The following is a 13,724-nucleotide window of genomic DNA, read 5'->3' on the forward strand; positions in this document are numbered from 1 at the left end:
CCTGCGGCGTGTTCAGCTGTTCCTGGACAGAAACCGTTCCATCCCCGCCCGCGTCGAGCCAAGGTCGATGCGCGCGGCGAAGGCGTCCCTTTCGGCGGCGAGGCGACGCTCGAGCGCCGCCAGGCGGGCCTCGTCCCACACCAGCCGCTTGGCGGCGACGAGCGCCTGCGGGTCGGCCGCTTCGGCCAGGTCGGCCAGCATCCGGGCGGCGGCGCCCGCCAGCCCGTCGCGCTCCGTCACCAGGTCGGCGATGCCCAGGCGCAAGGCCTCGCGCGCGTCGATGCGGGCGTTGCGCAGCTGCCATGCCAGCGCCCGCCGCGCGCCGACCGTTTCGGGCAGAAGGGCCGCCCAGCCGCCGTCGGGGGCGAAGCCGACCTCGCGATACCAGGGCTGAAGGAACGCATCCTCGGACAGCGCCGCAAGGTCGGCCGCCAGCACCAGGCCCGCCGCCCCGCCGGTGATCGCGCCTTGCGCGGCCGCGACCACGATCGCGTCGCGCGCCTTCAGCGCCAGCACGATGCGCTGCAGCGCCCCGACCAGCGCCGCCGCATGCGCCGCCGCGCGCCCCTCGCGCGCGGCGCGGTCGAAGGCGGCGATGTCGCCCCCGGTCGAGAAATGGCGCCCCTCGGCCGCGATCAGCACGAAGGGCGCGCCGGCGTCTTCGGCGAGCGCCGCCTCGAGCTCGGCCAGGAACGGCTCGGTCAGCGCGTTGCAGCGCGCGGGGTTGTTCAGCGTCACCGCCAGCGCGCGCAGCCCGCCGGGCAGCGCGATCCGCTCGGCCTTGACCATCGCGCTCATGGGGCCAGCCCGTCGCGGATCATGTCGAAGGCGGCCTCGACCACATGGTCCAGATCCCCGCCGCCCTCCCACAGCACGAAGCGGTCGCCAAGGCTCTTGGCGATGCCCATGAGCATCCAGGCCCGCACCTCGTTGTCGCCGGGGCGGATGCTGCCCTCGGCCTCGGCCTTGTCGAGCGATTGGCGGTAGGCCTCGGCGAACTCGGTGAAATAGGCGCGATAGGCGGCGGGATCGACGAAGCGCGCCTCTTCGACGATGCGGTAGAGCGCCGGGCGTTCGGCGGCGAAGCGCAGGAAGGCGGCAAGCCCGCGTCTTTCGGCCTCGAGCCTGTCGGGCGCATCGGCCACCGCCCGCGCCATGGCCCGGCGCGTCATCCGCCCCATTTCGCGGACCAGCTCGGAGAAGATCTCCTCCTTGCCCGAGAAATAGATGTAGAGCGTGCCTTGCGCCGCGCCCGCGGCGCGGGTGATGTCGGCCACCGACGTGTCCGCATAGCCGCGCGCGCCGAACATCTGTTCCGCGGCGGCCAGGATCTGGGCGCGGCGCTCGCGGCCTCTCTTGGTCTTGGGGGCGGACATCGTCCTCTCTTCATGAAACATGACTCATGTCTCATTATCATGGCGGCGCGCGCCAGTCAAAGCATGCGGGACGGGCGTGCGGCGGCCGCGATCGCTCAGCGCTTGGTCAGCATGGCCAGCGAAAAGACGTATGAGTCGCCCGGCAGCTCGCGCGGCGCCGCGGGGAAGCGGCCGACGCGCCGGACGGCCTCGAGGGCGGCGCGGTCCAGGGCCGGATGGCCGGACGAGCGCGAGATCTCGACCTCAAGCAACCGGCCGTCGCGCGAGACGGCGATCCTGAGGCGGACCTCTCCGGCCGCGTTCGCGCCTCGCGGCGGGCGCTTGGCGCGCTCGATGCTGGCGCGGATCCTCGCGCCCCATTGCGCCAGCGCCGTGGTCGCGCGGCCGCCCGAAGGCTTGGCCGCCGCGCCCGAGTCCGCCCCGGCTCCGGCCGTCGTTCCGGCGGTTGCGCGCGCCGTCGACTCCGCGCCCTGCGCCCCGGCTTCGGCCGTCATGGCCGAGCGATCGGGGCGGGCGGGCCGCTCCTCGGGCGCCGCTTCGCGGGCGGGCGAGGCGCGGGGCCTCGGGCGTCCGGGCGGGGGCGGAGAGGCGTCGACGGCCGCGGACCGCCGAGACGGAGTCCGCCGGGCGTCCGCCGCGTCCGGCGTCTCGGGCAAGGCGGGCGCGGCCGCGGCGGGCTGCTCGGGCGGGGGCGGGGCGACCGGCGGCCGATCGGGCGCCGTCGTCGCGGCCGGCGCGGCGAGCGGACGCGGGACGTTCGGCGCCGCGGGCTGCGGGGCGGCCATGCGGATCTCGGCGCGCGGCCCCCGCCCCAGGGCGATGCGCGGCGCGGCGGGAGCGCCGTCGGCCTGCGCCGGCGCCGCCGGCAGCGCGGCCTGCGCAACCCAGGCCTGCGGCGGGCGATCCCACGCCGCGACCATTTCCGCCACCGCCGCGTCGGCCGCGTTCAGCACGATCGGGGCCGCCCGCCGCGATCCGGCCGCCTCGTCGGCCGGTTCCGGCGCCGACGCGAGCAGAACCGCATGGGCCAGCGTCGCAAGCGCCGCGAAGACCGCGAATTCGGCGGCGCGCCTCATTTTGGCGCGACCACCAGCTCCACGCGGGAAAGGCCCGCCTCGGACAGTTCGCGCAGGATGGCGGCAAGGCGCCGCGCCTCGAGCGCGGCATCGGCGCGCAGCCGCACGGCGCCGCCCTGCGCCCCCGGCCCCGCCAGGGCCGCGATGGCCTGCGCGCCCTCGTGGCCGTCGAAGGCGATCCGGCCGTCGCGGCTGACGAAGACGACCGCCTCGGCCTCGGCCTGCGCATCGGTCCGCGCCCTGGGCGGCGTCGTTTCGAAAGGCTCGGGACGCGTCAGCTGCGAGGTCGTCAGGAAGAAGACGAGCAGCAGGAAGACGACGTTGATCATCGGCACGATCGACTCCCTGCGGGGGCGTCGAGCCGATTCGTTCAGATCCATGTCTCACTCCACCAGAACAAGCGTGACGAAGCCTGCGCGGCGCAACTCTTCGCCGACGTCGACGACTCGCTGAAGGTCGGCGCCCTCGCGGCCGCGCAGGATGATCATGTCCGTGGGCGCGTCGGTCAGCGGCCGCAGCGCGGCGGGCAGGTCGCGCACGACCCTGCCGTTGAGCGCCACGGCGCCGGGCGATATGTCGACCAGGCGCGGCGGGCCGGCATAGGCCGTTCCCCCGGATGAGGCGAGCGGAAGGGGCGTCATGGCCTCGGTTCCGAAGCGCGACGCCAGCATGAAGAAGACGAGCAGCAGGAACACCACGTCGATCATGGGCGTCAGGCTGGGCTTTCGCCCTGGGCGGGGGGGCGGAGCGAGCTGCATCTCATTCCGCCGCCAGCCGCAGCTTCTCGGGCCGCGCCGCGACGAAGATGCGCGTGGCGTTGTCCTCGATGTCGGCGCGCATACGCTCGACGACGGACTCGAACCATGTCAGCGCCGCCGAAGCCGGGATCGCCACGGCCATGCCGGCCGCCGTGGTCAGGAGCGCCTCCCAGATGCCGCCCGCGAGCAGTGCGGGATCGGCGCGCGAACCCGCTTCCTGCAGGGTCCGGAATGCGGCGATCATGCCCAGAACCGTTCCCAGAAGGCCAAGCAGGGGCGCGATGCCGGCGATAAGTTCGAGCGCGCCGAGCCCCTCTCTCGCCATGGCCAGCTGACGCTTGGCGACGCGCGCCGTCTCTTCGCGCGCGGCTTCGACGGGCAGGCGCTCGAGACTGCGCATGGCGGCGGCCAGGACTTGCGCGCGGACCCCGCGCCGCCCCTCGACAAGGGCCAGCGCGCCGGCCGCGTCCGCCCTCCGCCAGGTCTCGACCGCGCGTTCGGCCCGGCCGCGCGACCAGGCCCCCATGAGCGCCAGACGCCAGATCTTCCACAGGATCAGCGCCAGCGTCGCCACCGAAAGCGCCGCGATGGCCCACATCGCCGGGCCGCCATCGCGCAGGAAGGTCCAGGCCCGGCCGCCTGCGACCCCCATCGCCGACAGGATCGAAGCCGAGGCCGCGCCGGGCGCGGGCGCCTCGGCCCGCGCCTCGTCACCTGCAGCCGCAGCCGTCGCGCCCGCTTCGCTTGCGCCGGGCGCGGAAGGCCCCATCGCGGCGTCGGACGCCGCTTCGGTCTGCGCGCCGACGGCTTCGCCGGGCGCCGCGGCCTTCGGCGCGGCGGCGTCGGCCGGCGCCCGGGTCGCCGGCGCAGAGGCTTCCTGGCCGGAGGCGGCGAGGGTCGAGCCTGCGCGCGGCGTCGGCCCCTCGGGGCCGCCGCGAGGCGCGGGCCCGGCCTTTTCGGGCTGCGCGGGCGCGACGATCTCGGGCGGCGCATCCGCGGTCGCAGGGGGTCTGGGGCTCTCCTGCGCGGCGGCCGCGGCGGCCAGCGCGCACAGCGCGAGCATGGCCCATCCCGCCGGCGCGGCGCCCGGGCGGCCCGGCGAGGGGAAGCTGAATCGGGTCATGTCCGGTTTCCTCGTTGTTTGCTCTCGTCCCGCGTCCAGTAGGCGGCGACGTGGTGGTCGCGAAGATCGACGCCGTTTGCCCTGCACCAGTCGCGCAGCATTTGCGCGCCGGCCTTCTCGGCGGCGAACCACAGGCTGCGCGCCGGATCGTCGGAGCGTTCGGCGATGGCGATCCTGGCCAGCCGGGTCGCCGAGCCTTGCGCCAGCCAGCGAAGGCGCACGCCCGGATGGGTCGGCAGGGGGTAGGAGGACGGCGCCGCGCCGGTGGTGCTCAGCACCGCATGCCCGGTCGCGTCGGGCGGCAGGGCCTCGAGAATCCTCGCCACCGCGGGATAGCCGGTTTCATCGGCGTAAAGCGCGATCCGGCGCGTTCGCGGGACGCCGCCGCCGCCCGGTCCCGCAAGCCCGACGCGCGCGCCCGCCGCGACGGACCGCGCCCATGCGCTCGCGCGTCCGCCCTCGTGCACGAACAGATCGAACGTCAGCTCGCCGCGCGCCGCATCGACGCGGCGCGCCGTATAGACCGGTCGGTGCAGCGCCTTGGCCCCCTTGGGCCAGATCGTGGCGCCGCCGGGGCCGATGCGGGGCCATTCGGGAGCCGGGTCGCCGGGCGGAGGAAGCACGAGACGAAAGTGGATGGCGTCGTCGCCATAGGCCGACAGATCCTCGGCGCGCGCCGTGACGCGCAGGAAGTCGCGGCCGAGCGGCGCGGCCGAGAGGATCTCGGCGAGCTGGAAGTTGGGCGGCCGGCCCCCTTCCGGCGCGGCGTCCGACCAGCGCAGGCGCTGGGCCGCGGCGGGATCGATGGCCGATGCGTGCTCGCTCAGCGCCTCCTTCAACGCGAACAGCCAGTCGGCCCGGGGCGAGTCCACCTCGGCGCGCGCCGCGCCGGCCTCGACGATCAGCCGGCAGCGGCCGTAGGCGGTCGCGATCGCCAGCGACGCGCCGTCGTCGCGCAGAACCTCCAGCCCATGCTCGCGCGCCTGCGCCAGCAGGGCCTTGCGCAGCGCCGCCGGGTCCAGCCCCGGAAGCGCGGTTTCGGCGCCATGGGCGAAGTCGCCATGAGGGGACAGGGTCACGGGCATCTCCTTCAGGCAGGGATGACATGGGGCCGGCCATGGACCGGATCGCGGATCACCGTGCAGGGCAGCGAGAAGACCTCCTGCATCGTCTCGGCGGTCACGACCTCGGCGGGCGGGCCCTGGCGGCGCACCTTCCCGTCCTTCAGCGCGACGATGTGATCGGCGAAGCGTGCGGCCAGGTTGACGTCGTGAAGAACCATCGCGACGGTTAGTCCGGCGTCGCGGTTGAGCTGGCGGATCAGCGCCAGCAGCTCGATCTGGCGGGGCAGGTCCAGATAGGTCGTCGGCTCGTCAAGCAGCAGCAGCTCGGGGTCCTGCGCCAGGGCCATGGCGATCCAGGCGCGCTGCCTCTGCCCGCCCGAGAGCGTGTCGAGCATGCGCGAGGACAGGCCTTCGAGCCCCGCCAGGCTCAGCGCCCGCTCGACCGCCTCGGCGTCCGCGCGCGACCACTGCCGCAGAACGGACTGATGCGGCGTGCGTCCCCGACGGACAAGGTCGAGCACGGTCAGCCCCTCGGGCGCGGCGGGCGACTGCGGCAGGATGGCCAGGCGCCGCGCGACCTGGCGCGAGCGTTGCTTCTCGATGGGCCGTCCGTCCAGCAGGACCCGCCCGCCTTGCGTCGGGATCAGCCGGGCCAGGGCCCGCAGCAGGGTCGACTTGCCGCAGGCGTTGGGGCCGACGATGGCGGTGACCTTGCCGTCCGGGATGTCGAGCGACATCGCGTCGAGCACCGTCCGTCCGGGATAGCCGACCGAGATCTCCTCGGCCCGCAGGCGGTTCATGGACCGTTGCGACATGCTCGGAGAACCTTCTCGTCCGTCTTGCGAAAACGTCACAGCCGCCGCCTCCGCGCCTCGATCCACAACAGCCAGACCAGAACGGGCGCGCCCGCCATGGCGGCGAAGACGCCCGCGGGCAGCCGGAAGGTCGGGACCATCCGCGCCGCAAGGTCCGCGCCCAGCGTGACCGTCGCTCCGGTCAGCGCCGCGGCCGCAAGCGCCGGTCCCGCGCATCGAGTCAGGCGGCGCGCGATGGGGCCCGAGACGAAGGCGACGAAGGGCAGCGGCCCCGCGACGCTCACCGCCAGCGCCACCAGCGCGACCGCCAGCGCCGCGACGGCCAGCCGCAGCCGCGCCAAGCGCAGCCCCAGCCCGGCGGCGAGGTCGTCGGACAGCGCCATGCGCCCAAGCGGAAAGCCGAGCCAGAGCGCGGCCGGAGACAGCAGCGCCAGTCCCGCCCACGCCAGGGCTGCGTCCTCGGGGCTGCGCGCGTGCAGCGTTCCGGTCAGCCAGCGCGCCATGTCGGCGGCGGTGCGCTCGTCGGCGAAGCTGAGCAGCAGATCGGCCGTCGCGCCCAGCGTCAGGTTGGCGCCGACGCCCACCAGGATCAGGCGATGCGCGTCGAGCCCGCCGCGCCAGGCGAGCGCGACGACCGCGCAGGCCGTCAGCGCCCCGCCCGCCAGCGCTCCGCCCACGATCATTCCGCCGGTCGTCAGCGCCGCAAGCAGCGCGCCCGCATTCGCCCCGGCGACGAAGCCGATGATGTCGGGCGCGGCCAGCGGGTTGCGCAGCATGGTCTGGACCATCGCGCCCGCAAGGCCCAGCGCCGCGCCGGCGCCGATGGCGGTCAGAATGCGCGGCAGGCGGTGCTCGAGCACGATCATGGCCGCGACGGCGTCGCCCCGGCCGGTCGCGGCCTGCCATGTCTCGCCGGCCGAGAGCGGATAGCCGCCCCAGGCAAGCGCCGCCAGTCCCAGCGCCGCGAGGCAAAGCGAAAGGCCCAGCGACGCCGCCAGCGGGCGCGGGCGAAGCGGCGCGCAAACGGGGCCGATGCGAACCGCGCGCATCATGACATGCGCCCTTCCTTCGCGCGGGCCAGCCAGATCAGCGCGGGGCCGCCGATCAGCGCCGACATCACGCCAGCCTGCATGGCGCCGCCGAACAGGGGCGATCGGCCGGCAAGCTCGGCCAGCGTCATCAGCCCTGCGCCGAACACGCCGGCGCAGGGGACCAGCCACAGCATGTCGTTGCGCATCGCCGCGCGCGCCATGTGCGGCACGATCAGGCCGACGAAGGCGATCGGGCCGGCCATGGCGACCGTGCTCGAGGCGAGCAGCACGATGGCCAGACCTGCCAGCAGCCTTGCGCCGCCCACCCTCACGCCCAGCCCGCGCGCCGCATCCTCGCCCAGCGCCAGAGCGTCGATCAGCGCCGCGGCGGCCAGCGCCGCCAGCGCCCCGGCCGCAAAGAAGGGCCACAGCGCGCCGAGCGTGTGCGCCGTGACGTTGTCGAACCCGCCCAGCACCCAGAACCGATAGGTTTCGAGGCTTTGCCGGCTCATCAGAAGCAGCCCGCGCACCATGGCCAGAAAGAAGGCCGACAGCGCCGCGCCCGCCAGCAGCAGGCGCGCCGGGCTGGCCTGCGCCCCGCCGCCCAGGGCGAAGACCGCCGCCGCGCCAAGCGCGCCCCCGCCCAACGCAAGCCAGATCTGCTGCGAAGGCGCGCCCATGCCGAACAGGAAGGTTCCGCCGATCACCCCGGCCGCCGCGCCCGCGTTGATGCCCAGAAGGCCCGGGTCGGCCAGCGGGTTGCGGGTCATTCCCTGCATGAGCGCGCCCGCGATCCCAAGGCCCGCCCCGGCCAGAAGCGCCCCGACAAGGCGCGGCAGCCGCAGCTCGCGGATCACGATCTGCTCGGGATCGGTCGGCTCATAGGCGATCAGCGCCTGCGCGAGATCGGCCCAGCCGACGGGGCGCAGCCCAAGCCGCAGAGCCAGCGCCGACAAGAGGACCAGCGCCGCGCACGAAGCCAGCAGCGCCATGCGCCGGGATCGCCCCGCGCGCGCCCGGCGCGCCTGGCGCGCATGGTCGCGCGAGACGTCGTCGAGAAGGCGATCGGCCCGCACGGGCGCGCGTCCGGCCGAGTCAACGCGCATCGGCACCCTCCCGTCCAAGGATGCCGGCCTGCCGCGACGTGGCGACCACGGTCGCCGGATCGCCGTCCATCGCCGCCTCGAGCAGGGGCGTCAGCCGGTCCAGCGCGTAGTCGAGGCTGAGCGGGCTCGAATGCGACAGCGCGGCCGAAAGCATCAGATCGGAATAGATCTCGCGCCCTTCGGCATGAGCGCGCATCGTGCGGCGCAGGGGAAGCGTCCTCAGGCGCTCGACCGAGGCGCCGGAGTCGAGCCAGATCAGGGCGTCCACGTCGATCGCGGACAAGTCCTCGGGCGGAATGCGCACATAGGCGCGGTTGAGGCTGCCGCGCGCCTCGACGGCCGCCGGCGCGACGAAGCCCAGCTCGCGCAGCAGCCGGCCGCGGATGTCGCGCGAAGTGTAGGCGCCGACCGAGCCGGCCCAGACCATGACGGCGCTCGCTCCCTGCCAGTCGGGATGCGCGGCGCGGATCCGCGCGAAGCGCGCTTCGAGGCGGGCGATCTCGGCCTCGGCCCTTTCGAGGCGTCCGGTCGCCATGCCGAGCGTGCGCAGCATCTCCTGCCAGGGCGCGCCATAGGGGCCCCATTCGGCGCGATGGGCGATGGTGGGCGCGATCTGCGACAGCAGGCGATGGTCGTAGGCGGTCATGCCGCTCCACTGTCCGACGATCAGGTCGGGGCGCATGGCGGCGATGGCCTCGATGTCGATCTCGCCCTGCATGACGATGGGCTCGGCGTCGCCCAGCGCCTCCTGCGCCCAGGGCCAGACGCCGTGGGGATGGTCGCCATACCATTTGCGCAGCGCGTAGGGCTTCACGCCAAGGGCCAGCAGGAAATCATGGCCGATGAAGCTGAGCGAGACGACGCGGCTTGGCGGCGCGGGGATCTCGGCCGTGCCGAAGGCATGCGCGATGCGCACGGGAAACTCCTGCGCCGCGGCGGGCGCGCCGAGCAGAAGAAACGGGACAAGTCGCAGCGAACGCAGCATCGCAGGGCGCCTCGTGGAAAGGGGGCGGGCTCCGTCGCCGGAGCCGCCCGGGACGTCTCAGAAGGCGGAGGTCAGGGTCAGCGTGACGTTGCGGCCCTCGCCGAAAAAGCAGGCGCCGCTCTGGCATGTGGTGACGTGGCGCTTGTCGGCCAGGTTCGTGACGTTGAGCGCCAGCCGCCAATTGTCCCGCTCGTAGGCGATGCTGGCGTCCGCCAGCGTGTAGGCCGGCGTCTTCTGCGCCCCGGCGCCGTCCCAGGCCGATCCGTTGTGGCGAAGCCCGCCGCCCAGCCGAAGGCCGGGAAGGGCGGCCGGGGCGTATTCGAGCCAGAAGGAGGCCGCGTGCGCCGGAACCTGCGCGATGTCGAACCCGGCCTCGTTCCTGGTGTCGAGAAACGTGTATGCCGCCTGGATCGACATTTCGCCGAAGCTGTGGCGAAGCTCGAGCTCGAATCCGCGCGCAGACGCCTCGCCGCTCTGGATCTGAAAGCCCGGATTGTCGGGGTCGGCGACCAGCATGTTGGACTTGGTCAGGTCGAACGCCGCGGCCGAGATCAGCGTGTCGGAGCCGGGGGGCTGGAACTTCACGCCCAGCTCGATCTGCTCGCCTTCGGTCGGCTCGAAGGCCTTGCCGTTCGCGTCCGCGCCGATGGCATCCTGCTGGAAGCTGGTCGCGTAGCTGGCATAGGGCGCAAGGCCGTTGTCGAAGCGATACATCACCGCGGCGTTGCCGGTCAGTTTCCGGTCGCTGGCCGCCGCCGAGCTTGCGCCGAAGTTTCCGGTCGAGGGGCCCGTCTCGACGCCGCCGTAGCGCAGTCCGAAATCGACGATCCAGCGGTCGAGCAAGAGGCGGTTCTGGGCGTAGACGCCCCACTCGTCCACCGAAGTTCCCGGCGTGTCGGTGACGCTGATGGGGTTGAAGCCGGCGTAGACCGGGTTGAAGGGGTCGATGGGCGCGACCTGGGCGCCGTATCCGAAGTCGGAATCGTACGTCCCGCGCGCCAGGCTCGCGCCCAGCATCGTCCGCATCCGCGCGTCCGCCAGCGCGTATTCGGCGGTGGCGTAGGCGTCGAAGGCCAGCGTCTTGAGCGTGTTTTCGGCGCGATAGAAGGTGCGGTTGATGGTGCCGTCGGGGTTGTAGCGTCCGTTGGCGAAATTGTCGAAGGCCCACCAGGCGTGCTGATACTCGGCCTCGCCCTCGAGGTATCGGAAATTGGCGTCGACGCGCCACACCGGATCGAAGCGGTGGCCGAACATGGCGGTGACGCTGCGCTGCTCGGACTCGAACCTGTCGAAGCCCGGCTCGCCCACGAACAGGCTGTCGGGAAGGAACCTGCCGTTGCCGAAGCCGGTGGCGGGCAGCAGCGTGCCGTAGATCGAGGCGAACTGGATCAGGGGGCTGCGGTCGGCGTCCTGGTAGTTCAGCAGGATGGTCAGCTCGGTGTCCGCGTCGGGCTTCCAGGAAAGGGACGGAGCAAGGGCGAGCACGTCGTCCTGCGAATGGTCGACCTGGGTTTGCGAGTCGCGCGCGACGCCGACGAGGCGGTAGCGCAGCGCGCCCTCCGCGTCGATCCGGCCGCCGACGTCCAGCGCGCCCTGCACGCGATCGAAGGATCCGACCTGAAGCTGCCAGAGGCGCGGCGCGTCCTGCGCCGCGGTTTTCGAGACGGTGTTGACCACGCCGCCAACCGAGCCGCTGCCATACAGTCCCGACGCCGGCCCGCGCAGCGCCGCGACGCTTTCGAGCATGAAGGGTTCGGGCGTGGCGTCGTTGTAGTAGCCGTAGCGCGCGGGCAGGCCGTCATGCAGCGTGCTGGGGCGGAAGCCGCGGATCAGCGACCAGTCCGAGCGCGCGTCCAGCCCCCACTGGCCGGCGACCACGCCGGACGAGTATTTCAGCGCATCCTCGACCGTTCGCGCGCCGCGCCGCTGAAGCTGCTCTTGCGTCACCACCGTGACCGAGCGCGGCGTCAGCGCGATGGGGTCGTCGGTCTTCATGATCGCGCCGACGTCGGCGGCGAAAGGTTCCGCGAAGAATCCGTCGTGCGACCGGCCTTCGATCGTGATCCGTTCCAGTTCGATGACCTCTTGCGCCATGGCCGGCATGGCCGCCGCCAGGGCGCAGACCGAGGCCGCTGCGCGCGTGCGAAGCATGTCCCGTTCCTCGTTGCAATTATGGGATGATGCCTGGCGACGCGCTGGGTCACGGGCGACTCGATAGATCGCGGCCACGAAAAAGTAAACCGAAAAAGTCGGAATTGCGCCGCCCCGGAAGCCGCCCCGCGCCTCGGGCCGCGCGCGCCGGGGCGCGACCTTGCGGCTATTGTCGGCCCGGCGGGCGGTTGATACATCGGGTCCCGCCCAGCCGGGCGATCAGCCAGACCGCGGGAACTCAGCCCTTGTCCTTGCTCTCCGACACGCCCGAACGCGCCAAGTCCCGATCCGTGGGCGCGCTGCGCCGCCTTGCGCCTTTCGTGCGCCCGCACAGGCGCCTGGCGTATGGCGCGCTGGCCATGCTGCTGCTGACCACGGTGCTGAACCTGGCGCTGCCCATGGCGGCGGGGCGGGTGGTGGACGGCTTCTCGGCCGAGTCCGAATACCTGATGGACAGCTACTTCCTGGCCGCGGTGGCCATCGCGGGCGCGCTGGCGCTGGCGACGGCGGCGCGCTTCTACCTGGTCACGCGGCTGGGCGAGCGGGTGATCGCCGATCTGCGCAAGGCGGTCTACGGCAAGGTCATCGCCATGAGCCCGGCCTTCTACGAGCGCCTCATGACCGGCGAGGTCATCAGCCGCCTGACCGCGGACACGACGCTGCTTCTGTCGGTGATCGGCTCGAGCGCCTCGATCGCGCTGCGCAACCTGCTGCTGTTCGCCGGCGGTCTGGCCCTGATGTTCTGGACCTCGCCCAAGCTGTCGGCCTATGCGCTGCTGATCGTGCCGATGGTGGTGTTCCCGATCCTGACTCTGGGCCGGCGGGTGCGCCAGCTGTCGCGCGAAAGCCAGGACCTGGTGGCGCGAAGCTCGGCGCAGGCGTCCGAGACCCTTCAGGCCGCGCAGACCGTTCAGGCCTACACGCGCGAGGACATGGCGCGCGCGCGCTTCGGCGCGCTGACCGAGGAGGCCTACCGCGCCGCGCTGCGGCGCATCGTGGCGCGGGCGATGCTGGCGGCGATCATCATCTTCCTGGTCTTCACCGGCGTCGTCGGCGTGCTGTGGATCGGCGCGGGCGATCTGCGCGCGGGCGCGATCAGCGCGGGCGAGCTGGTGCAGTTCCTGATCTACGCGGTGCTGGTGGCCGGTTCGGTCGGCGCGCTGTCCGAGGTGTGGGGCGAGATCCAGCGCGCCGCCGGCGCGACCGAGCGCCTGGTCGAGCTGCTCGAGGCGCAAGACCCCATCCGCCGCCCGGCGCGCCCGATCCCCCCGCCCGAGCCGCCGCGCGGCGAGATCGCCTTCGAGAACGTCGCCTTCAGCTATCCCTCGCGCCGCGACGCGCGGGCGCTGCACGACGTGACGCTGCGCGTGCGCGCGGGCCAGACGGTGGCGCTGGTCGGCCCCTCGGGCGCGGGCAAGACGACGCTTTTCCAGCTGCTTTTGCGCTTTTACGACCCGGATGAGGGGCGCATCCTGCTTGACGGCGCGGACATGGCGCTGATGGCGCCCGAGGCGGTGCGCACGCGCTTTGCGCTGGTCAGCCAGGACCCGGCCATCTTCGCCGACACCATCGCCGCCAACATCCGTTTCGGCCGCCCCGACGCTTCGGACGAAGAGGTGCGCGCCGCCGCCCGCGCCGCCGCGGCGCATGACTTCATCATGCAGCTGCCCCAGGGCTACGACACCTTCGTGGGCGAGCGCGGCGTGATGCTGTCGGGCGGGCAGAAGCAGCGCCTGGCGATCGCGCGCGCGATCCTGCGCGATGCGCCGATCCTGCTGCTGGACGAGGCGACCTCGGCGCTCGACGCCGAAAGCGAGCGCGCGGTGCAGCAGGCCGTCGAGCGCCTGTCCAGCGACCGCACGACGCTGGTCATCGCCCACCGCCTGGCCACGGTGAAGAACGCCGACCGCATCGTGGTGCTGGAAGGCGGGCGCATCGTCGCCGAGGGCGATCACGAAACGCTGTCCGCGCAGGACGGCCTTTACGCGCGCCTCGCGCGGCTTCAGTTCACGCAGGGCTGAACGCGCCGGGCCGCCCCTTGCGCCTGCGCGGCGCTTCAAGCCGGGACGGGGCGCAGGCCCGGCCCCGCCCCTCGCGCCAAAGGGCGGCCGTCCCGCGGGCCGCGACGCGGCGGCCGAGGGGGCGCGCGGACGCCGACCGTCCCAGGCCGCGCCGCTTCGTCGGTCGGCGCAGGCGCCGGGGCGATGCGGCGCGCGGGCGGCGCAGACGTGGTTGCGGC

Annotated in this window: 13 protein-coding genes; 1 reads left to right on the forward strand and 12 read right to left on the reverse strand. The window is 73.2% G+C overall.

What is annotated here, in order from left to right; all coding sequences use genetic code 11:
- Positions 1-12 precede the first annotated feature (12 nt).
- The 12 genes from LY05_RS00775 to LY05_RS00830 form a co-directional block, all read right to left on the reverse strand.
- On the reverse strand, positions 13-798 hold the full coding sequence (locus LY05_RS00775; protein ID WP_148921754.1) for an enoyl-CoA hydratase/isomerase family protein: 786 nt from the start codon (positions 796-798) through the stop codon (positions 13-15).
- Positions 795-1,376 (reverse strand): TetR/AcrR family transcriptional regulator, encoded by a 582-nt coding sequence (locus LY05_RS00780; protein ID WP_148921755.1) that lies wholly within the window; start codon positions 1,374-1,376, stop codon positions 795-797. Before LY05_RS00780 ends, LY05_RS00775 begins: the two co-directional genes overlap by 4 nt.
- 95 nt (positions 1,377-1,471) lie before the next feature.
- On the reverse strand, positions 1,472-2,452 hold the full coding sequence (locus LY05_RS00785) for an energy transducer TonB (protein WP_148921756.1): 981 nt from the start codon (positions 2,450-2,452) through the stop codon (positions 1,472-1,474).
- Complete coding sequence (locus tag LY05_RS00790; RefSeq protein ID WP_072746394.1) at positions 2,449-2,832, reverse strand: biopolymer transporter ExbD; 384 nt, start codon at positions 2,830-2,832, stop codon at positions 2,449-2,451. The genes LY05_RS00785 and LY05_RS00790 overlap by 4 nt, the downstream gene beginning before the upstream one ends.
- A gap of 3 nt (positions 2,833-2,835) precedes the next feature.
- The gene (locus LY05_RS00795; RefSeq protein ID WP_148921757.1) at positions 2,836-3,210 is read right to left on the reverse strand and encodes an ExbD/TolR family protein; all 375 of its coding nucleotides are present in this window, start codon (positions 3,208-3,210) and stop codon (positions 2,836-2,838) included.
- A gap of 1 nt (position 3,211) precedes the next feature.
- Positions 3,212-4,333 (reverse strand): MotA/TolQ/ExbB proton channel family protein, encoded by a 1,122-nt coding sequence (locus LY05_RS00800; protein WP_249041816.1) that lies wholly within the window; start codon positions 4,331-4,333, stop codon positions 3,212-3,214.
- Complete coding sequence (locus tag LY05_RS00805; RefSeq protein ID WP_170258713.1) at positions 4,330-5,412, reverse strand: siderophore-interacting protein; 1,083 nt, start codon at positions 5,410-5,412, stop codon at positions 4,330-4,332. Before LY05_RS00805 ends, LY05_RS00800 begins: the two co-directional genes overlap by 4 nt.
- An 11-nt stretch (positions 5,413-5,423) precedes the next feature.
- Positions 5,424-6,212 carry an ABC transporter ATP-binding protein gene (locus tag LY05_RS00810; RefSeq protein WP_282957551.1) on the reverse strand — a complete coding sequence of 263 codons (789 nt, stop codon included), beginning with the start codon at positions 6,210-6,212 and terminating at the stop codon, positions 5,424-5,426.
- Positions 6,213-6,247: 35 nt separating this feature from the next.
- Entirely contained in the window at positions 6,248-7,264 is a 1,017-nt protein-coding gene (locus LY05_RS00815; protein WP_148921759.1) for a FecCD family ABC transporter permease, read from the reverse strand.
- Positions 7,261-8,349, reverse strand: a complete 1,089-nt coding sequence (locus tag LY05_RS00820; protein ID WP_249041817.1) for a FecCD family ABC transporter permease — start codon at positions 8,347-8,349, stop codon at positions 7,261-7,263. The genes LY05_RS00815 and LY05_RS00820 overlap by 4 nt, the downstream gene beginning before the upstream one ends.
- Complete coding sequence (locus tag LY05_RS00825) at positions 8,339-9,334, reverse strand: iron-siderophore ABC transporter substrate-binding protein (RefSeq protein ID WP_148921760.1); 996 nt, start codon at positions 9,332-9,334, stop codon at positions 8,339-8,341. The genes LY05_RS00820 and LY05_RS00825 overlap by 11 nt, the downstream gene beginning before the upstream one ends.
- A gap of 57 nt (positions 9,335-9,391) precedes the next feature.
- Positions 9,392-11,485 carry a TonB-dependent siderophore receptor gene (locus LY05_RS00830; RefSeq protein ID WP_211356251.1) on the reverse strand — a complete coding sequence of 698 codons (2,094 nt, stop codon included), beginning with the start codon at positions 11,483-11,485 and terminating at the stop codon, positions 9,392-9,394.
- A gap of 26 nt (positions 11,486-11,511) precedes the next feature.
- On the opposite strand from LY05_RS00830, the gene LY05_RS00835 reads away from it, so the two are divergent.
- Positions 11,512-13,506 carry an ABC transporter transmembrane domain-containing protein gene (locus LY05_RS00835; protein WP_428842378.1) on the forward strand — a complete coding sequence of 665 codons (1,995 nt, stop codon included), beginning with the start codon at positions 11,512-11,514 and terminating at the stop codon, positions 13,504-13,506.
- Positions 13,507-13,724: the final 218 nt, after the last annotated feature.

It is taken from the genome of Oceanicella actignis (assembly GCF_008124525.1).
Lineage (GTDB): Bacteria > Pseudomonadota > Alphaproteobacteria > Rhodobacterales > Rhodobacteraceae > Oceanicella > Oceanicella actignis.

Coding starts and splice junctions, on each gene's coding strand:
- LY05_RS00790 (WP_072746394.1), bottom strand. CDS start 2,832: ATGGATCTGAACGAATCGGCTCGACGCCCCCGCAGGGAGTCGATCGTG.
- LY05_RS00810 (WP_282957551.1), bottom strand. CDS start 6,212: ATGTCGCAACGGTCCATGAACCGCCTGCGGGCCGAGGAGATCTCGGTC.
- LY05_RS00820 (WP_249041817.1), bottom strand. CDS start 8,349: ATGCGCGTTGACTCGGCCGGACGCGCGCCCGTGCGGGCCGATCGCCTT.
- LY05_RS00815 (WP_148921759.1), bottom strand. CDS start 7,264: ATGATGCGCGCGGTTCGCATCGGCCCCGTTTGCGCGCCGCTTCGCCCG.
- LY05_RS00785 (WP_148921756.1), bottom strand. CDS start 2,452: ATGAGGCGCGCCGCCGAATTCGCGGTCTTCGCGGCGCTTGCGACGCTG.
- LY05_RS00775 (WP_148921754.1), bottom strand. CDS start 798: ATGAGCGCGATGGTCAAGGCCGAGCGGATCGCGCTGCCCGGCGGGCTG.
- LY05_RS00780 (WP_148921755.1), bottom strand. CDS start 1,376: ATGTCCGCCCCCAAGACCAAGAGAGGCCGCGAGCGCCGCGCCCAGATC.
- LY05_RS00795 (WP_148921757.1), bottom strand. CDS start 3,210: ATGCAGCTCGCTCCGCCCCCCCGCCCAGGGCGAAAGCCCAGCCTGACG.
- LY05_RS00835 (WP_428842378.1), top strand. CDS start 11,512: ATGATGCCTGGCGACGCGCTGGGTCACGGGCGACTCGATAGATCGCGG.
- LY05_RS00825 (WP_148921760.1), bottom strand. CDS start 9,334: ATGCTGCGTTCGCTGCGACTTGTCCCGTTTCTTCTGCTCGGCGCGCCC.
- LY05_RS00800 (WP_249041816.1), bottom strand. CDS start 4,333: ATGACCCGATTCAGCTTCCCCTCGCCGGGCCGCCCGGGCGCCGCGCCG.
- LY05_RS00830 (WP_211356251.1), bottom strand. CDS start 11,485: ATGCTTCGCACGCGCGCAGCGGCCTCGGTCTGCGCCCTGGCGGCGGCC.